This window comes from Algoriphagus aquatilis (assembly GCF_042657405.1).
Taxonomy (GTDB): Bacteria; Bacteroidota; Bacteroidia; order Cytophagales; family Cyclobacteriaceae; genus Algoriphagus; species Algoriphagus aquatilis.
Window position 1 is genome coordinate 61,278 of record NZ_JBHSKS010000015.1, and the last position, 20,130, is coordinate 81,407.

General features: G+C 42.9%; 14 protein-coding genes and 1 other RNA gene. 6 read left to right on the forward strand and 9 right to left on the reverse strand.

Annotated elements, in window-relative coordinates:
• From ACFPIK_RS15775 to ACFPIK_RS15785, 3 genes are all read left to right on the forward strand, one after another.
• The gene (locus ACFPIK_RS15775; RefSeq protein WP_377916983.1) at window positions 1-645 is read left to right on the forward strand and encodes an O-methyltransferase; all 645 of its coding nucleotides are present in this window, start codon (window positions 1-3) and stop codon (window positions 643-645) included.
• 61 nt (window positions 646-706) lie between these two features.
• Window positions 707-2,281 (forward strand): lytic transglycosylase domain-containing protein, encoded by a 1,575-nt coding sequence (locus ACFPIK_RS15780; protein WP_377916985.1) that lies wholly within the window; start codon window positions 707-709, stop codon window positions 2,279-2,281.
• Between the two features lie 19 nt (window positions 2,282-2,300).
• A complete protein-coding gene (locus ACFPIK_RS15785; protein ID WP_377916987.1) occupies window positions 2,301-3,293 on the forward strand; it encodes a DUF3078 domain-containing protein in 993 nt (330 codons plus the stop codon).
• Here the strand turns inward: ACFPIK_RS15785 and ACFPIK_RS15790 are convergent.
• Together ACFPIK_RS15790 and ACFPIK_RS15795 are read right to left on the reverse strand one after the other, a co-directional pair.
• The gene (locus ACFPIK_RS15790) at window positions 3,290-3,844 is read right to left on the reverse strand and encodes a hypothetical protein (RefSeq protein ID WP_377916989.1); all 555 of its coding nucleotides are present in this window, start codon (window positions 3,842-3,844) and stop codon (window positions 3,290-3,292) included. The genes ACFPIK_RS15785 and ACFPIK_RS15790 overlap by 4 nt on opposite strands.
• Before the next feature lie 35 nt (window positions 3,845-3,879).
• Window positions 3,880-5,025, reverse strand: a complete 1,146-nt coding sequence (locus ACFPIK_RS15795) for a DNA polymerase III subunit gamma/tau (protein ID WP_377916991.1) — start codon at window positions 5,023-5,025, stop codon at window positions 3,880-3,882.
• Window positions 5,026-5,307: 282 nt separating this feature from the next.
• On the opposite strand from ACFPIK_RS15795, the gene ssrA reads away from it, so the two are divergent.
• Window positions 5,308-5,709, forward strand: a transfer-messenger RNA (tmRNA) gene (ssrA, locus tag ACFPIK_RS15800).
• 83 nt (window positions 5,710-5,792) lie between these two features.
• Here ssrA and ACFPIK_RS15805 read toward each other — a convergent pair.
• The 6 genes from ACFPIK_RS15805 to ACFPIK_RS15830 all read right to left on the reverse strand — a co-directional run bounded on the left by ACFPIK_RS15805 (window position 5,793) and on the right by ACFPIK_RS15830 (window position 13,171).
• Complete coding sequence (locus ACFPIK_RS15805; protein ID WP_377916993.1) at window positions 5,793-6,488, reverse strand: ABC transporter ATP-binding protein; 696 nt, start codon at window positions 6,486-6,488, stop codon at window positions 5,793-5,795.
• Window positions 6,485-7,972, reverse strand: coding sequence for a DUF5687 family protein (locus ACFPIK_RS15810; protein WP_377916995.1), 1,488 nt, complete (start codon window positions 7,970-7,972; stop codon window positions 6,485-6,487). Before ACFPIK_RS15810 ends, ACFPIK_RS15805 begins: the two co-directional genes overlap by 4 nt.
• A 142-nt stretch (window positions 7,973-8,114) precedes the next feature.
• Complete coding sequence (locus ACFPIK_RS15815; protein WP_377916997.1) at window positions 8,115-8,507, reverse strand: response regulator; 393 nt, start codon at window positions 8,505-8,507, stop codon at window positions 8,115-8,117.
• Entirely contained in the window at window positions 8,504-11,629 is a 3,126-nt protein-coding gene (locus ACFPIK_RS15820; RefSeq protein WP_377916999.1) for a PAS domain S-box protein, read from the reverse strand. The genes ACFPIK_RS15815 and ACFPIK_RS15820 overlap by 4 nt, the downstream gene beginning before the upstream one ends.
• Before the next feature lie 6 nt (window positions 11,630-11,635).
• Entirely contained in the window at window positions 11,636-12,067 is a 432-nt protein-coding gene (locus ACFPIK_RS15825) for a hypothetical protein (RefSeq protein ID WP_377917001.1), read from the reverse strand.
• Between the two features lie 12 nt (window positions 12,068-12,079).
• On the reverse strand, window positions 12,080-13,171 hold the full coding sequence (locus tag ACFPIK_RS15830; RefSeq protein ID WP_377917003.1) for a hypothetical protein: 1,092 nt from the start codon (window positions 13,169-13,171) through the stop codon (window positions 12,080-12,082).
• Window positions 13,172-13,455: 284 nt separating this feature from the next.
• Between ACFPIK_RS15830 and ACFPIK_RS15835 the strand changes: the two genes are divergently transcribed.
• Together ACFPIK_RS15835 and ACFPIK_RS15840 are read left to right on the forward strand one after the other, a co-directional pair.
• Window positions 13,456-17,262 carry a PAS domain S-box protein gene (locus ACFPIK_RS15835; RefSeq protein ID WP_377917005.1) on the forward strand — a complete coding sequence of 1,269 codons (3,807 nt, stop codon included), beginning with the start codon at window positions 13,456-13,458 and terminating at the stop codon, window positions 17,260-17,262.
• Window positions 17,263-17,367: 105 nt separating this feature from the next.
• Window positions 17,368-18,090: a nitroreductase family protein gene (locus ACFPIK_RS15840; protein WP_377917007.1), complete on the forward strand. Its 723-nt coding sequence runs from the start codon at window positions 17,368-17,370 to the stop codon at window positions 18,088-18,090.
• A 210-nt stretch (window positions 18,091-18,300) separates the two neighbouring features.
• Here ACFPIK_RS15840 and ACFPIK_RS15845 read toward each other — a convergent pair whose 3' ends face one another.
• A complete protein-coding gene (locus ACFPIK_RS15845) occupies window positions 18,301-19,902 on the reverse strand; it encodes a DUF7133 domain-containing protein (RefSeq protein WP_377917009.1) in 1,602 nt (533 codons plus the stop codon).
• Window positions 19,903-20,130 lie beyond the last annotated feature (228 nt).

Genomic DNA, 20,130 nt, shown 5'->3' on the forward strand with positions numbered 1-20,130 from the left:
ATGGAATTTATCGATCCGGCTTTATTGGCCTATTGCGAAGCGCATACCAGCGGTGAAGATGCTCTTTTGAAGAAAATTACGCGCGAGACCCAAGCCAAAGTCTTGATGCCGAGAATGATCTCCGGACACCTACAGGGAAAAATGCTGGAGTTTTTTGCAAAAATGATGGATGCCGAATCGATTTTGGAGATCGGGACCTACACAGGATATTCAGGAATCTGCCTGGCAAGAGGACTCAAACCCGGAGGCAAACTGACCACATTGGACATCAACGACGAACTGGAAACCATGGTCAGAGGTTTTTTCGAAGAAAGCGGACTGGCTAATCAAATCGATTACCGATTGGGAAATGCAAGGGAAATCATTCCCACTCTGGATGGACCTTTTGATATTGTATTTATTGACGCGGATAAGTTTTACTACATAGATTATTTTGAATTAGTAATAGATAAAGTAAGACCGGGAGGAATCATTCTGGCAGATAATGTACTTTGGTCTGGCAAAATCCTTCTCGAAGAAGGTCAAAAAATCGACAAAGACACCCGGAAAATTTTGGACTTTAACCGACTTGTCCAAGAAGATCCAAGAGTAGAAAATATACTTTTACCTATCAGGGATGGAGTTTTAATGGCCAGAAAACTCTGATTTTAGAAAAAGGGAATCATTTTTGCTTTTCGTGGGCTGAGTAAAACGAAAGCAACTTTCGATGAAATCCCGACTTATTTCCTTCCTGTTCTTTTTGTCCTTCCTTTTTGTGGCTCTTTGGGCTGAGGCTCAAATCCCCCAAGTTCCCAGCCAGCTTGAATTTGCAGACCTCACCGTCCGAATCAATCCTCAAGCCCAACGGGAAATTCAACTTGATGTAGACGCCCTTTACCGAAATCCCACCTATTTCAAAGTCAAGCAGGATCGGGTAAATCTATTTATGCCCATTGTGGAAAGAGAACTTCGCAAACAGGGAGTTCCGGATGATTTAAAATACCTAGTCATTCAAGAAAGCGGGTTGATCTCCGATGCGGTTTCCACTTCCAATGCTGTGGGCTTTTGGCAATTCAAACAAGGAACAGCCGAAGAGGTAGGACTGAGAGTAGATAATCAGGTGGATGAGCGAAAAAACATCATCACTTCGACTCAAGGGGCTGCACTTTATTTAAAAAAACACAATAATGTCCTGGATAATTGGATGGCGGCATTAGTTTCCTACCAGATGGGATTAGGAGGAGCTAAAGCCTATTTCGGCAACCAACTCACCGGTAAAAAGACAATTGAAGTAGACAGAAACACTCATTGGTATTTCAAGAAATTCCTCGCTCACAAAGTAGCTTATCAAACTCAAATTGGAGTCTTTGCCTCATCCCCACAAAGATTGGCTGAAGTGCAGATCCAAGGCCCAGTATCCATGGCGACCTTAGCCAAAAGGTTTGGTGTCAGTGAAGCGCATTTGATCGAATACAACAAGTGGGCACATCATGGTAAAGTTCCTGCTGGCACTTTTACGCTTTTTTACATTAAGGAAGGAAATCTCCCTATTGAACCCGCTGTCCAAAAAACAGAAGAGAAGCCAAGTCAAACAAGACCTACCCAAGCAACCAACACCAAGGCTTCTCCCGCATACAAGCAGGCAAATTCCTATCCAAGAATCTCGGGTAATACTACCAAAGCGAGCCAACCAAATCAGATCACTGTGAATGACCTGAGTGGCGTGCAAGCTTCCAATTCCATGTCACCCAGCAAATTTGCGGATGAGATCGGAATGAAGGAGAAAAAATTCATCAAAGTGAATGACTTCCCCGAAGGAGAAAAGGTAGAAACCGGTAAGTACTATTACACCGAAAAGAAAAAATCCAGTGCCGATGTAGAAACACACGTAGTCCAACCCGGTGAGGACTTATGGAGCATTTCTCAAAAATATGGAATCCGACTCGCATCACTTAAATCCAAAAACAGAATCAGAAAGGATTCTGAACTGAAACCCGGAATGGTGCTAAACCTCCGTGAACCAAGGAAACGAGGTGAAGAAATTCCCGTAGTCCAATTAGCAGCTCCAGAACCCACGGTCAAACCAGTCATTTCCGAGCCTGTGGTGATACCTGTGAAAGAAGAGCCCAAAGTTCAACCAACCCAACCCAGCACTATTTACCATACGGTCAGTCAGGGTGAGACGCTATTTGCTATCTCCAGAAAATATGGGATAACCGTAGATGAACTGAAGCGATGGAACAACATAGGAAGTCAAAATATCATTACCATTGGTCAGAAGTTGGTTATTTTAAAACAGTAATCAGCGCGCTCGTATATTTATGCATCGGTTTACCCTGATTTTTGGCTTCTTCCTTACTCTCCTTAGTCTTTCTGCCCTCGCGCAGGACAGGAAGATCATTCCCGACACGGTCTTGATTAATGGTGACACCCTGTTGATGTTGGGTGATTCCATCCTTATTGAAGAGCCTAAAAAAGAAATTTTCTGGAAAACTGGAGGCAATTACAACCTCAATATCCAGCAAGTGACCCTGAGCAATTGGGCTGCCGGCGGTGCAGGATCGTTTGCATTGAACACAGGAGCCACACTTTTTGCCAATTATAAAAAAGACTCCAAGGTGTGGGACACCCAACTCACGATCAATCTTGGATTTAACCGGCAAAATGAGCGCGATTTCAAAACACGAAAGACGAATGATAATTTCATTTTCGTGAGTAATTATGGCCGTCAACTCTCAGAAAAACTCTATCTCACGACCCAACTTGATGCCAGAACCCAACTTCTTCCGGGATTCAAATATTCAAGACCGGCAGGATCTGAATCTGAAATTCAAACCAGAATTTCAGATTTGCTGAGCCCGGGTTACCTCCAATCTTCAACGGGTCTCAATTACAGAAATACCTACCCAGATAAAAGCCGAATCTCTGTTATTCTTTCCCCTTTCTCCGGTCGATTCACCATGGTCTTGGATGATTCCTTAAGCCGCGCGGGAGCATTTGGCGTTATTCCAGGAGAAAATGTGAGAGCTGAGGCAGGTATGTCTCTGGCTGTTGGGCTAGTGGATTTTATGCTTATGGAAAATGTCACCTGGAAATCGGATCTCAACCTGTTTTCCAACTATGAGCGATTTGGAAATATGGTGGTCAATTTTAATTCCTTGGTGCGTATGAAAGTAAATAAATACATTTCTACCCGCATCGAAACCGTGTTGATCTATGATGAGAAAGTATTGATCAAACAGGATGATGGCAGTACCAAACGCGCCATTCAGCTGCAAAATCTGGTCAATTTTGGTATCTCTCTCGATTTTTAAAAATCTACATCCAAGCCAAATTTTCGCTGAAATTCGGCCAAAGCTGGGTGCTTATCTCTGAGGTAGCGTAATTTATCCGTATTGGTGTAGAGTTTAGGACGATCATCCTGAATCTCTTCTTTGTGCTCTAGAGAGACAAAAAGTTGTGTTGCTCCAGTCAGGTTACGGATCAATCCAAGAAGATCGGGACGCATTTTATTGGCAATTTCCTCTTGCACAGAACCCATTACCTGCAAAAAAACCTCCCCATTGATCACCTTGATCGGATGATCTAAAATTGTAAGCTCAAAATTCTTGTTGGCTTGCCGATAATGGTCCTTTACCAAATGAATTACCTGATCAAGCATTTCCTGAGTTAAAACTACCGTTTCCTGAACGGGAAGGTTGGCCGGTTCCTCCTTTTTTCCCTCGGGTATAGTGACCTCCGGAGCTTTCAATTTTTCCTCTACCAGTTTTTTAGTCTGAAAAAGACTGGTTGGAATGGCAATGGTAGATTTTAGAGGAGTTTTTGCGGCTTCAGTTGCCTTAGTCAGATCAGGCGCAGCAACCACTTCGGATGGTAAGGCAACCTGAACAGGCTCCTCACTCAGACTTTTTTTTTTGCCTCTAGGCTAGCAAGAGCTGCCAAGCGGAAAGCCTGCGGGAGCTTGGACATTTTCATCAGTGCCAACTCGACATGCAAACGCTGGTTTTTACTTGTCTTGTAATGGATATCACACTGATTAGCCAGATTGAGAGCAGAAAGCAAAAATGAAACTGAGGCCTGACTAGTCTGTTGCAAATAGCGGTCTTTGGCAGATTCTGAAACCTGAAGCAACTCTACCGTAGCCTCATCTTTGACCACCAATAAATCTCGGAAATGCTCGCTAAGTCCAACTATAAAATTATGACCATCAAAACCCTTCTTGAGGATTTCGTCAAAGATCAATAGGGTGGCTGATATATTCTCTGCCAAAAGCGCATCCACGACTTTGAAATAGTAGTCGTAATCGAGGATATTCAGATTGGAGATGGTCTCCTGATAGGTGACCTTTTTACCTGCAGAATACGTCACAATCAAGTCGAAAATCGACAAGGCATCACGTAATGCTCCATCTGCTTTGGTAGCAATCAATCTCAATGCTTCTTCCTCATAATCCACGCTCTCCTTCTCAGCAATGTATTTGAGATGCTCGGAGATATGTTTGATTTGAATTCGGTTGAAGTCAAAAATCTGACATCGAGAGAGGATCGTAGGGATGATTTTATGCTTTTCCGTAGTCGCCAGGATAAAGATGGCATACTTAGGCGGCTCTTCCAGCGTCTTCAAAAAAGCGTTGAAGGCCGCTGTCGAAAGCATGTGAACTTCATCGATGATGTAGACCTTATATTGACCTTTTTGAGGAGCGTATCGGACTTGATCTACCAGATTTCGGATATCGTCTACCGAGTTGTTGGAAGCAGCATCGAGCTCGTAGACATTGAAGGAAGCGTTGTTTTGGAAAGAAACGCAGGATTCGCATTTTCCACAGGCTTCGAAGTCCTTGGTGATACTTTCACAGTTGATCGTCTTGGCTAGAATACGGGCGCAGGTAGTCTTACCTACTCCACGTGGTCCACAAAAAAGGAATGCCTGAGCGAGGTGATTGTTTTTGATCGCATTCTGAAGTGTGGTGGTGATATGCTGCTGCCCCACGACACTTTTGAAGTCTGCCGGTCTGTATTTCCTTGCCGAAACGACGAAATTTTCCATCGCTGCAAGATATAAAAAAGTGGATATTCAGGAAGGGTGAATTTGGGGCTTTGGGAAAGATTTTCGCTAATGAATTGGGATTAAGGGAAATTGAAAAGGGAGATCAGGTTGTTGAGTTGTCCTGTTGTCGGGTTGTCAAAGTTGAATTTGGAAAAAAGAAAGATCCCGAAGGAAAAGGTGGCTCAGGAAAAAGTGATTACAGATCAGTTAAATGTTGATAAAGCCAAAATCGTAAATCGAAAATGAACGAATTTCCCCCTACTTTTGTCATCCCAACAAAATGGGGCTGACCGGTTTTGACAGTAGGTGTAATCATCGGGCTCGCATGCAGGCTGGAGTATGTACGGCCTTAAACCATTCATACGAACGATAAATGGCGAAACTTCTTACGCCATGGCTGCCTAATCTTTCCTATCTAGGACAGATCGCTTAAAGGGTTGAGTCACGAGAGTGATTCCCCGGCCACATCTCCCCACCCTCCGTCTGATCGGGGTGGATCCGAGGTGTCGACTTGACCGGACTGCTGCTTGTGATGCGATTAAGCAAGCTTAAGACCAATCGATAAGCCCCGCTCAGGTGTGTCACCCAGCATAGCGTGGTCGAAAACCCAACAGGTGACTAAGCATGTAGACGGTACGGTGCTTCCTTATCTGGACGTGGGTTCGAATCCCACCAGCTCCACCAAAAAAGCCTCCCTGAGTGATCGGGGAGGCTTTTTTGGTGCTATTTTGAAAATTAAGAATTGGCTCTTACTAATTGATCATTAATCACCCCGTAAAATAGGCCTCCAATTCACTCATCATTTCTGACTTTTCACGGAGGTCACGGATGACCTTCCCTTTTTCGAGGAGAACGATTCGGTTACAGATTTCAGTCACGTGGTTCAGGTCGTGGCTGGAGATCAGAAAGGTAATTTTGGCCTGCTCTGTCTCACGGAGGATCAACTTTTTCAATCGGATTTGGGAACTTGGGTCGAGGTTTTCGAAAGGCTCATCCAGCATTACTACCTGAGGATGTCCCATCATCGCCGCAGCAATACCGACTTTCTTTAAATTACCTTTAGACAGGTCGCGGATGTATTTCTTTTTGCCCAGCACTTCCTCATTGAACAGTTCTGTAAATTTCTCCAAATGACTTTTGAGATCTGCCTCAGACATGCCGTAGATTTTTCGGAGTGTTTCAAAATACTCATCCGGAGTCAGGTAAGCCAAGAGCATGTGCTCGTCTAGGTAAGCACCTACGGTAGATTTCCAGCTTTCGGATTTACTTACATCTTCCCCCTCGATGGTGACTTGGCCTTGAGTCGCTCTTACCAGATCAAGAATAATTCTAAAAAGAGTTGTCTTGCCGGCACCATTATTTCCTACGAGACCAAAGCATTCGCCTTTTGCAATTTCCAGAGAGGGCACATCCAACACGACGGCGTCCTTGTATTGTTTCTTGAGTTGAGATATCTGAATCATAGTTCTTGACGGAAGGAAGATGAAATTTCGTAACGGTTAGAAAGTACTCGGTTGATATTTAGTTGGGAAAGCGGCTTAAAGGCAATCAAACCAATCAGGCCAGTAATGCCCAAGGCCAACAAGCCAGCATAATCACTGATCAAAAGAGAAAAAGGAAGATAAATCAAATACGGACCACCCATGAGCGGAATTATCACCAAAAACTGAGCGGCTCCTACTCCTTCATAATTAAACATGGCGCCTTTGTTAAGGTCCATCGGTTTAGGCTTCCATAGCGCAAAATAGATAATCACATGTACCATAATCCCCACATTGAAAAGGAAGGTAGCCAAGTGAATCAGTAAAATGTCAATACCGAAATACACGTAGGGCACCGATGCTAGAAAACACACCATGGAGATGCTCATGAAGAGCAGGTATTTGCCACGAACCAAAGATTCCACTCCGGTCTTTCGGCTTAAAAAGAAATCAAAATTCCCCGAGTTCCAACTTAAAAACTGCTGTCCATATTGAATCATAAAAATCCCGGTGATAAATACACCTACGAAAATGAAGATCGGGCTCAACCCCTCCTCACTTTGGTATTGAGGATTGGTATAGAAGAACAAGCCATACAGGAGAAAGAATGCAGATAGCATCAGATAGGTACGGCTTTTTTTGTGTCGGATGATCAGCTTCCATTCTAGGTTAGCGAGCTCTCCGGCTACTCCAAATCGGGAAAAGAATCCCACACTCTGATTGACAAATCGGATATCTTCCTCCTCACTGAGATCCTCCAGATAGGCATTTTTCACATAGTAATTCACAGCCAAAAGATAAATGCCTATACATACGACGAGCATCACCAGCACAGGAATGACCGTGTTCATGGCCAAAGCAAAAATCGGCTCTAAAATTTCACCTACATTAAACCAACCCATATAGGTAGATCCTCCTCCCAACAATAAGGTGCCCATCACTACTGCAAGACCAATCCAAGTGTCCTCAAAGCGCTGCTTAAACCACAGCATGAACCAGTGAATGGACCAGCTGAATAACAGCAATGTCCCCAACCAAGAAATAAACCCGAGCGTACCCACCTTCTCCGCAATTACCTGTGCTCCAAAGGGAAGGAAAAGCAAAAGTGCGATCACATTGAGTGGTGAAATAAACGATCGGAGCATCAGCATCTGGATGATGCGTCTTTTGCCTATCGGAAGATGGAGGAGACTCTCAAGCTCCACTACAGGTAGCTTCTGGATAAAGTACCGGTACATGAATTCAAACAGGAAAAAGAAGATCAATCCTGCATTTAAGAATTCAATGGGGTCTCGGCCTTCAGCTATGAGTTCAATGATTCTGCCGAGAAAGAGCCCTGCAAAAAACACATAGCTCAATAGCAACAGCGCAATGAAAATCATAAAACCAGTGGCCAAAGCACTTTTGGCAAAACTGGTCGAGCGGAAGCTCTTAAGAAATTGCAGTCTGAGTAACGTAAAAAACATACCTGTCTGGCGTAATGGTGGATTTCAAAGATATCCAAACATGCCGCTCTCTTCTCATCTTACCAATGAAAAAAAGGCTGAATGAAGAAAAAAATACAGGAAGGCAGAATTGACTGGGTACTCCTCTAGCTTCTTGGTCTGCTCAATTGAGATTGAAAATTTCGATGATCTTTTCGAAGCTCACTGGTTTTTTGAGGTATCCTTTGACCAATGAGTATTCTGCCGCCTTTGCTTCGTCTACTTTATCGATCGAGCTGGTAATGATGTAGATCAATCCTTCCCACCCTTGCACTTCTTTGCAAAACTCATCCAAAAAATCCCATGCGTCCCAAATCGGCATATTGATATCCAAGAGAATAATATCCGGTAACGAATTGTTTTTGCTCTTCCAATCCATCAACCCCTCAAATGCCTGCTTTCCGTTTCTATAAGTCAAAATCTCTTTAAAGAGCGAGGTGAACTCAATCATTTTTTTGGTGAGCATGAGGTAGTTTTGATCATCCTCTATGATACAGATCGTTTTGTTGCGGTTCATGAATTACTTTTTAAATAAACTTTAAATGTCGTACCTACTCCCTCTTCGCTTTCCACCTCAATTTTACCACCAATAGCCTCAATCTGATTTTTGGTAATGAAGAGGCCGATTCCTCTGGAATCCGGATGATCATGAAAGGTTTTGTACATGCCAAACATCTTCCTTCCCTGTCTCTTCAGATCGATGCCCAGGCCATTATCTTCTACTTCTATAATGGTCCATTCGGTCGTTTTTTTGATTCTGATTTCCACCTTTTTCTCCTTTTTGGGATCACTGTATTTGATCGCATTAGTCAGCAGATTGAGCGTGATACTTTCCAAGTAAGATAAATTACCAAAAACCAAGCTTTTAGACTTTTCCTGATCAAACAGAATTGCAACTTCGGAAGATCTGGCCAAGGCTGAAACATTGAGAATTGATGAATTTACGACTTCTACCAGATTGATGGATTCCATCAGCGTAGAATCGTTGATTTGAATATCTGCTACCTCTGAAAGGTTTTGCACGGATTCCATCAAGTTGTCAATGACATTTTTGAAATTCTGGAACAACGGATTGCCTGAAAAACTCGGATCCTCTACTTCCATATAGGTGATCATGCCGAGCAAGTTGGCAGCATGAGAGCGGAGGTTGTGCGACACAATGTGGGCAAAGTTTCGAAGACGCTCGTTTTGATTTTGAGTAAGACCTAAGAGATGGCGCTGCTCATTTTGGAGCTTTTTCTGATCTGTGATATCCAAGTGAATCCCTACCGAACCGATCAATTCCCCGGCGTCGTTGTAATTAGGTCCTCCACTGATCAGCCACCAACGGCGATTTCCGTACTTATCGATCACTTCTACTTCATAGACATCAGACTGACCGGTCTTCCTGAGGATATTTTTCTGCTGGATAACTTTTCTTGCCAAATCGTCATCAAAAAACAAATCCATTCCTCTTTTCCCAACCAATTCTTCCAATGAGAATCCGGACATTTCTATAAAGCTCGGATTGGCATTCAGGATCACATCATCCACATCTACCTCAAGGAATCCGAGGTTCATATTGGCAATGATGTTTCGGTATTTTTCCTCCTGGATAGCCAACTGCCTTTGGGCCTTTTGCTTTTGCTTGACGTTGACCAACATCTGCCCAAATAGGGTGAGGAGTTTGATTTCCTCTTGGGCATAGGAGCGCTCTTGGTGTACGCTATCAAATCCAACAAAACCACTTAATACATCTCCTTCGAAAAATGGAATGGTGATTAGGCTTTTTATTCCCTGTGGTTCCAGAATTGCCCTCAAGTTCATCTCCCCTTCTTCCCCTATTGGTAATTGCTGTACATCCGGAATGACCATGGGCATATTTTCCAAATGGGTATTTACCCAGTCCGGAATCACCTCCATGGGGAGATTTTGCAGGTTTTCCAGTTCAGGCAGGATACCCGAAGCGCACCACTCATAGGTATTGGAAGCGGTTTGCTCTTTTAAGTTATAATCAAAAATATAAGCACGGTCCGCATCCACAAACTTGCCAAGTTTTTCCAACGAAATGTGTATAGTAGACTCCAGATCATCAATATTCAAATTGATGTAAGTAGCTGAAATATCGATGAGGATATTCTGCAAGTCCACTTGCTTTTGAATTTGTTCCTCTGTTTTTTTCAATTCAGTGATATCCACTTCTACGGCCATATAGCCAGTGATCTCCCCAGAGTCTTCTCTAAGTGGAACGATATTTAGCTGCAACCAATACTCACGGCCATGTTTCCCCCGATTTAGGATCTCTGCATTGACACTCTTACCCGACATGACCTGTTCTCTTATGTATCTGGCGGTATGCCGGTCTGTCTTTTCAAATTGGAACATCTTAGGAGTCTGACCAATGATTTCCTCCCATGAATAACCAGTGAGTCTTAGAAATGAATCATTCACCCAGGTAATTCTCAACTCAGGATCTGTGATCACCACACAGTTGGAGGTTCGCTTCGCTACCAACGACAGCTTTTCGATTTCCTTTTCAAATGCCTTTCGATCTGAGATATCCTGAATGGTCCCGCGTATAAACCGTATGTCACCCGTAGCCGCTTTGACCGGGGCACCACTAATAGAGATCCATTTTTCCAGGCTTCGATCCCGATAGGAAGTGATTTTGAGGTCAGTCTTAAACGATCGGTTGAACACTTTGCACTTGTAAAATTCGTCCACCACGACCTGAGCATTTTCGGGAGAGAGGAGGTTTTGCCAAGAATTAATATCCTTGGCAAAGTCATCTGGAATTTCAAAAATCTGATCAATGATCGGGGAATTACTCCAAGCCCCGGTCAATAAGTCCACTTCAAAGTTTCCCAAGATTGCAACCCGCTGTGCTTCAAAAAGTCTGTTTTTAGTTCGTTCAAGGTCTTCAGTCCGAATCAGGATCTGTTCCTCAAGCTGCTGATTGAATTTTTCGTTTTGAATCTTTGCTTTGAGTAGGAATTCCTTCAGCTGTATCAGAGAATAATTCAGGTCTGAAATCTCATTGACTTGAGACACTAAGTTGATATCCAATTCGTAGTTGCCCGTCTTCATTTGATTGGACACTTCGGTCAGATAAGAAATAGGGGCAGATATTCTCCTTGCCAACCCATAAAAAAGCCCCAATGACAAAATCATCAAAATGCCCAAAAAGACATAAATCGGATAGTTGATTTCAAAAATCGCATTATCAATTGCCTCCCTTGTAATGGCTAATATCACTCTTCCTTGGGCCAACTCAGAAGAAAAATCTTGTGATTGAACCAGCAAATTGGCAGAGTCAAGGTTTAGGATTTTCACTGGATCATAGTTTTGGGGATTGCTGACGAATACCCGCTCCTTTCCCAAAGAATCAAGCTCCGTAATCGCAACAAACTCCAGATTGGCACTATTGGTCACCAATTCTACAATTTGGCCAAGGTTTTCAAAGTCACTGTTATCCAAAGCTACCTCGACCCCCAAGGCAGTAGTTCTAGCCAATTGATTAAGCTCTGACTGAAAGTTTTTCCTAAAAAGATCCTCTTGACGATTCGGATAAAGAATCAGCAGGGACACTAAAAGAATGGAAATAGAGGCAGCAAAGGGCAGCCATATCCGAAAAGAGAGACTTTTAAAAAGTGATTTCATGCCCTATTACCTGATCGTAAGTTGAATGGATTCGGGAATCATAGCGGTATCTTTTGGAATTACGCCGATTGCACCGGGGTTTTTAGAAATGTAAACCATAATCTCCTCAGCAGATTGCAGAAACACCGGAGGATTGGCACGTCCCTGAAACACCAAGGCAAGCCAAAACTTCTGCATCGCTGTGATACTGCCTCCGTAAAGGTTTTTAGCCACTGATTCAGCCATGTCCGACTTGTTGGATGGCAAGACGATGATCACTTTTTCTCCACTTGCCCAAAGACTTCGACCATTCCGAAATATTTGTACTACTTCTTTGGAAGTGAGGGATTTTACCCCCTTTACATTCGCTGCAAACTCCAGCTGACCCAAATCAGTCTGCTGAGCAAGTCCCTCCCAGCTCCAGGCTAAGAGAATAACTAGTAAGCCTATAGTTCTCATTGCTCTTCCCAATTAAAAACCATACGCTAACTGAACCCGCAAAAATGGCCCATAAGAAGCCTTATGTTCATGCCCAAAATGCTCAAACTCCCAGGTCTTCTCCAGCTGTACCTTCAAGTTCAGCAGATAATTAAAAGAATACCTGTAGCCCAAAGCCACCTTCAACTTCTCCAAAGGATACACATGGATATCATTGTCTGCCACATCTATGTAATCGAAGACAAAGTATGGGGTGCTTTTTTCAGTCACATTAAGACCTGCATAAACGTATTGAGAGAAATTTCTTGCAGTGCCTGTGCTGTCCGTGATAGAGGTATTGAAGCCTGTTTCATTCAGAAATTCAAACTTGTCCCTAAAGCTCGCAAAGGAAAAACTTGCTAATCGAAACTTAACCGGTCCTTGGAATTTTTGAGCATCAGGGATGACAATGGATGTGTTGTGTCCTGAATGAACTCCAGGGACATTGTCGTGAAGATCATCCCAATAGTAGGAAAGGCCAATTCGCATGCCTTCTTTTGGTCTGATATGAACCGATCCTGTCAAAGATGGCACCACTGAATCATGGTAGACATCCGTGGAACTGATTCCATTTCCCACCATAAAGTCATAGCCAAAATTAAGCCTTCCCAGATTTTGACCCTGAAACTGTAAGCCCAACGTATGAAGTGGCACGAAATAGGAAAATGACATCGGCCGGTCAATCACCGGGAAAAACACCCTGCCGTGATGATAGACATCATTCCAATAGTTGACCGGTGTATGCACCTTCCCAGCGATGATAGAGTGGTTGTTTACATAATTAAACTTGACTAGAGAGCGCTCTATACTTGGAAGATAATTGGTCGCTGACTTGCCATTAAATCTGATCACATACTCTCCTATAAATGTTATTTTATCAGATAAAGATGAATTGACAAAAAAGTCATGTTCACCCATAGCAAAGGAGGCATGCCTTCCTTCCTCATCTTTATCCCAATAAAATTCTAAATGACCAAAGCCATTAAACTGTGTCTGGCGGACTTGAGCCTGAGCTTCATAAATAGATAATACTATGAGCCATCCCCACAGAGCAATACAAATCAAGAAATGTCTTTTATTACTCATTTTTACATTTAATTTTCACCTGTATTATCGTTAAGAATAAACTGTATTGAATTTTATTAAATTGATTTTCAGTTTATTACAATAAACAGACAAAGATGTCCAAAATTTATCAAAGTCATAATTTCAGTAAATTATTGACATTTTATTGTATTTATTTTGCAATAATTCAGATTACTTGAGCCACCCGAAAACAATTATCATTTAATCTGATTATTGAAAATATTATAGCAAATTTGATCAGCTTAAATTTGCCAAATTTCCTATAAGAAAGGTTATCCCCTTTTATGTCAAGTCTCATCAATGATCCTAGATCGCTTCCATCCTCTATACTAGAAGAACTGCCTATAGCAGTAATCAAACTAGACAGAAGCTATCGGGTAGTTTATTGCAATTCGGCCATTTTTGGAGTATTAGGCAAATCTCCAGAGACTGCTTTGGGTAGGGTGTTTTTTGAGCTGATTCCTGAGTTTGAGCGTGTCAAAATTGAATTTTTGTATAAAAACCTCAGCTTCATCTCCTCCAGCTATTCCAATTCACACTATCAGGAGGACTTTTCTTCGCTGATCACCCATAAGATTTTCCCCCATCACGATGGGATTACTGTCCTATTGGAAAAGGAAGTCTTCCGATATGCACCTTCGGCAGAAAAAAAGGAATCTAGATTTAAGGAACTGCTTGACGAACTCCCTGGAGGAATTGTAGTGGTGGATGCCCACTCCAGCAAAGTCGTCTATTCCAATCGGGTAATCCAGGAATGGATGGAATACCGTTCGGAAGAAATGGGGAATTTGACTACCATGAATCTTTACCCGAAAGAGGATCTTGAATTTGTATCCAAAGTATTTTCGAGAATCAATCCGGTCAAGAAAAATATGATCTCGGGTGTTCATGTGCTTACCAAACGGAAAAACAGGATTCCCGTGGAAATGACCGTGGTGCAGGTCGAATGGAATAATCGCCCTTGCCATTGCGCATTTTTCATAGACGTCAGAGAAAAAGAAGAATCTGCTAGAATCCATGCCGAATGGGAAAAGTATCGTGAAATTCTAGGTCAGCTTGCGATCAAGTTTATCAATATTCCTTCCGAAAAACTCACTGTAGCCGTCGAAGAGGCACTAGGTACTGCAGCAAAACTGAGTAATTCAGATCGTGCTTTCGCACTTCGGTTTGATCGGGAGGCAGGATTGGCGCATACCGATTACACTTGGCTTGGAGAAAATCTCCCTTCCTTCAAAGATAAGCTCAGTGTGCTTCCCATTGGATTGCTTTCTCACGTATGGGAAGTGCTCAAATCAGATGGAATCCTCGAATACGAGGACATCGACCAGTTGGACAATGCCAATCCACTCAAAAACATTCTCAACCTGTTGAAAATCCAGTCCCTGGTTTTATTACCCATTATGGAGGGGACAGAATTTTATGGAGTAGTAGGTTTTGGTAAGGTTAAAACCAAAAAGAGTTTTTCAGAATCGGAATTGGTTCCTGTCCAAATGGCCTCAGAGATTATCTCAAACACCCTGCTCCGCCAAAAGACAGAAAACCTGCTGATCGAAAGCGAACGGGAAAATCAAAAGCTTTTTGAAACCTCACCCGTAGGGCTTTTATATCAGGATGTGGATGGACGAGTACTAAAAGCCAATCATGCCGCACTTCAGTTGATGGGCTTAAAGGATGAAGAAGTCTCCGGATGGGAGGTACTGAATCCTGACTGGAAAGCCTTCTCAGATAGCGGAACAGCGCTGCGTGAATTTAATCTGCCAGCCAAAGAATGCCTGGAAAGCGGAACTCCGATCACTGACCGTGTTATTTCCATTTTCAGACCCACTCAAAAAGACAGAGTCTGGATCAGTGTGGATGCCCTACCGGAATTTCAACCCGGTGAGCAGAAGCCATTTAGGGTATTCAGTACGCTCAAAGACATCACCGAACAGAAAAACTATCTCACTGCGGTGATGAAAGCTGAAAAGCGCTACCGATCTCTGATCGAAAATCTCCCTGGGGCTGTCTATTCCTGCAAGCTTGATGAAAGCCTGACCACCATCCACATGACAGATAAGGTGGAAAAAATAACCGGCTACACAGGAGAGGATTTCCTTTCCAAACGGATTCAAATTTTCGATCTTATCCATCCTGGTGATATTTCGAGAGTCAGTGAGCAAGTAAACCAGGCCATTCAGGGCCATGGGACTTTTCAGGTGACTTACCGCATCAATACACGCAACAGAGAAATTCGTTGGGTGGAAGACATGGGTGAAGTGGTCATGTTGGAAGAGGGACAGAGTTTCATCATCGGTTTCTGGCATGACATTACAGAGCGGATTGAGGCAGAGCAAACCTTGGAAAGAAACCTCAAGCTGCTCGAAGCAATTGTGGAAAACAGTCACTCGGCGATTTTTGTCAAGGATATCAATTACCGGTACATCATGGTCAATCGCCGCTGGGAAATGGTCACAGGTCACAGCCGGGAAGAAGTGCTTGGGAAGAGACTAGAAGAGTTTGCCATAGGTGACTTTTCTACCAAATACCTAGAGGACGATAAAAAAGTCCTCATCGAGGGAAAATCGTCCTTCAGTGAAGAGAAACTGGAACAGCACGAAACCACTCTTGGAATTACAAATACCCAATATTTCCTTTCCGTAAAATTTCCATATCGCAATAACAGTGGCGAAATCATCGGTATGTGTGGAATTTCTACCGATATCACTGCGGTAAAAGAAGCATCCATGATGGTCCAGGAGCGGGAAGCTAACCTTCAGGGCATCTTGGAAAGTGTCAACGAAAGCATCTGGTCTCTGGACAAAGACTTGAATATTCTATTCACCAATCAGACGTTCTTTAATGAATTTTTCCAGGCTTTCGGTGTAGAATTGATGAAAGGCATCAACATCATCAAGTCAATCACGATCGCTCAAGAACGAGAAAAATGGATCAAGCGGTATCATAAAGTACTTAATTCGGGAGAGCCTCTACAATTTTTGGATCAGGTACAATCCCCCGAAAAAACCTATCACCTGGATGTGGTCCTATACCCAATCATTGTAAATGGTAAAGTAGAAGGAATCTCCGGCTTTAGTAAAGATGTAACTGAAAAAGTCGCCTTGGAAGAATCTTCAAAACTGTACCTAAACCTCTTTGAAAGTGCTACCAACGAAATCTACCTGATTTCAGCCAAATCTCTGACCATACAGCAGTCTAATCAAGCCGGACAAAAGAATACCGGATACACCAAAAAAGAGTTAACGGATCTCTCTATTCTTGAGCTTATTCAAGAAAAAGATCAAGAATACCTATTGGAAAAAATAGGAGGAATCACCTCCAAAAAGTTGGTTTCCGCATTTCTCGAACTCAATTGCTTAAGAAAAGACGGCACCACCTACCCTTGCGAAGTGCTGTTGCAACTATTCCACTACGAAGGGGAAGATTACCTTTCCGCTTTTGTCACAGATATCACGGAGCGAAAACGCAGCCAGCTTGCCCTTCAGGAAAGTGAATTGAGATTTAGTCAGATATTCCAAGAAAACGTAACTCCCATGCTTCTGATAGATCCTCATACGGGAAGCATCGTAGATGCCAATCCTTCGGCATCGGAATATTACGGCTATGAGATCAATGATCTCAAATCAAAAAATCTCCTGGACGTCAATTATACCTTTGTATCCAATCCTGAAGAAATGGAAACTGCCACCCATCAAGTATTGGGGTCTGGAAAAGGTAAATTCCTCTTCAATCATAAATTGAAATCCGGCGAATTGAGAAGTGTAGAAGTATTCTGTAGTAAAATTAGGGTAGATAACCGGGAGCTTGTCCATGAAATCATCCAAGACGTCACCGATCGAAATAACTTCTACAATGCGGTAGTCAAACAAAACGAGACCCTTCGTGAAATTGCCTGGATTCAGTCGCATATCGTAAGAGCCCCTTTGGCCAAAATCATGGGACTGGTGCAACTACTTCAGGATAGTAAAGACGAAGAAGATGAATATACCTTCGATTTTGTGCTTGGTGCTATCCTCAACGCGGCAAATGAACTTGACAAAGTAATTTTGGATATCAGTGAAAAATCCAACAGTGCCAAGCACCTATTGGATTAACATTACTTTGTCTGTCATCTCTATCTCCTAAAACTTCGGAAAATCCATTCCTTTCTTAGAATGGATCCTTACATACTACCATAAGTTATCCTAAAATAAAGTGCCATGAGCGAAGAGTTGAACTTTTTCGATGCTGTAAATCAGCGTAGATCAGTCAGGATTTTTGATCAAAAAGAGCCATTTGATGGGAATGTGGTTCAGCGATGTTTAGAAGCTGCTATTCTTTCTCCCAACAGTTCAAACCTTCAGCTTTATCAGTTTGTCAGAGTACCGGAAAGCTCTCCAAATAAAAACAAACTGGCACATCTCTGCATGGGACAAAAAGCAGCTACCACTGCACGAGAGCTGGTGGTGGTTGTGACTCGGAGAGACCTTTGGAAGTCCCGTGCCAAAGCAAACTACGAATACATTGCCTCTACGTATAAGGGTAAACCCGATAAAAAACTCAAGCAAGCACTCGGATACTACGGCAAGCTGATCCCAAAACTTTATGGAAAGTATCCAGGATGGTCTTTGCTCAAAAAATTGATCGCTTTCAGTGTGGGCCTAAAGCGGCCTATGGTCAGAGAGGTCGGAGAAACTGAGGTCAGGATTTCTGTACATAAAAGTGCAGCCCTTGCCTCAATGACCTTTATGCTGGCGATGAAAGCCTCCGGCTATGATACATGTCCCATGGAAGGATTTGATTCCAACCGAGTCAAAAAGCTACTAAATCTTGATCCTTCTGCAGAAATCTGCATGATCATTGGATGTGGCAAAGGCCTTCCTGAAGGGATCTACGGAGAGCGTTTTCGGGTGGATTCTTCCGAATTGATTTTGAGTAAGTAGTATTAACCAATAGATTTTCTTGTTCAGATCTTGGGGATTTTAAACCTGAAATATGCATTAGAAAATCTACTATGACCTCAAAATGCCTCAAAATCAGTCGTTTTACTTCACTTTTCGATCTCACCGTAGCGGTGCTACGCCTCGATCTCCAAAGTGCCTGATTTTCTTGCATTTTGAGTTCTCGCTACGAATTCTAATGCATAATCCAGGTTAAAGACTGATCAGATAATTCAGCAAGTTGTCCAATTCCTCTTGAGCGAGTCCTACCAAGAGATTTTCATACATCAGTGATTTGAGCTCTTCTTCCGATTTTAAAATATCACTTTTGGGGATATTAACTTGGTGATTACCTACTAGCATAAGGGTAATACTGGTTTCATCCGTATAAACTACCCGGCCTAAGAGTACCTTTCCGTCTTTTTTGGTGACACGGGTAGCAATCATGCTAGGTTCGATACGTTCGGAAGGTTTGGAGATTTCTTCGACCAATTCTTCTTTAGAAAACTCTTTTCCGATTCCTTTCAGGTTTGGACCAATCAAGTCCGTCACTCCATCCACCGCATGGCAGGCAGAGCAGGCTCGAATCGCAAAAAGTTGCTTGCCATTTTCGAGAGAGGCTTCCGAAAAAGTCTGTTCGACAAGGGTCCTTTGGCTGGGATTTTTTCCTTCTAAAGAAGGATCATAAACGAGTTTGAAAAAACCTCCAGTCTTTTTCTCAATCGAATTATACCAGTAATCTGATACTCCGTGATGAGCCACATAAAGTGAACCATCTGGACCAAAAGCCAAATCGGACAGCTTGGGAATATCTGCCACGGGATATTCTTTAAATGAATAGCCCGCTTGCCCTTTGGTAATTTCTACACGACCAATTCCTCCTCTAGTCCACCGCTCACCTGGACCGTAAAAAGCCACAAAAAGATTCCCTGCTGTACCCCCAAAAGAATTGGCAGTAGAATTAAAAACTACGCCACCTGGAGCAATTTCCGTTTCTAGAGAATAAACAGGATCGATTATCGAATCATAAGTGCCTGTATATTTTTTGGCATTATGTCCATAAAATTTACCGACTTGCAGGAGATTGAGCTCTTCCGTCGGGTTGCCTCCTCCCTTATTGTCTGCAAAAAACAAATCACCTGATTCATTAAAAGCCATCCCATGAATCGACCGAATCCCAGTGGCCACCTGTTCCCATCGAGTACCATCCGGGGCTATTTTCAAAATAGAACCTCTCATTCCTTTTGGGTCAGGTGAGGCTCCTGGGTTCCATGAGTCGGTCGTCAGGACACAATAAATCCAACCGTCTGGCCCTACATTCAGGGCACTGGTCCACTCATAAGGATGATCACTCACCGGGATTTGATCAAAAAACGTCCAAGAAGAATCCGCCTTACCGTCCCGATCACGGTCAAGAAAAGCCCTGATTTCAGTACGAGTACCGACATAGACGGTGTCACCTCTGTGGGTAAAACCTACAGGTGAGAAAAGTCCCAGCGGGTTTAGGTCAGCATAAAGCTTTGCCTCATCCTCTACCCCATCCCCATCAGAGTCCTTAAGCGTATAGATTTCACCACTTTGATTGGCCGCAAAAAGCAAATCACCCGGGCCAAGAGAGATCTGCACCGGGTTTAGGATAGTTACTCCTTTGTTAATAGGTAATCTGATCACGCGATAGGGACCATATACAACAGCTGTGGTATCCTCAAAAGCAGCGTATGGATCTGTTACCGGAGATTGGCAAGAAAAGCTGTGAACAGCAATCGTGAAAAGAAGAAACAGGCTTCTCGTAGAATAGAAAGGAGCAAGTCGCATAGAAAAAGGAAAAGTGGTTTGATGAATTTAAAAAAATCAATTGAAAATTCACCTATCTAGCTGTTGGTTTGATGGTTAGACAGGATTGGCAGGCATAGTAAAGGGGAGTGTTCACTAAACTGTGTCAGTTTGGTTAAATCGATCTTCAAAGTAAGCGATTAGGTCTTTTCTAATTGATGGCCATGCGAAGATGGTTCCGTTCCATTTTGTCTGAGCGTTCATGGTTGC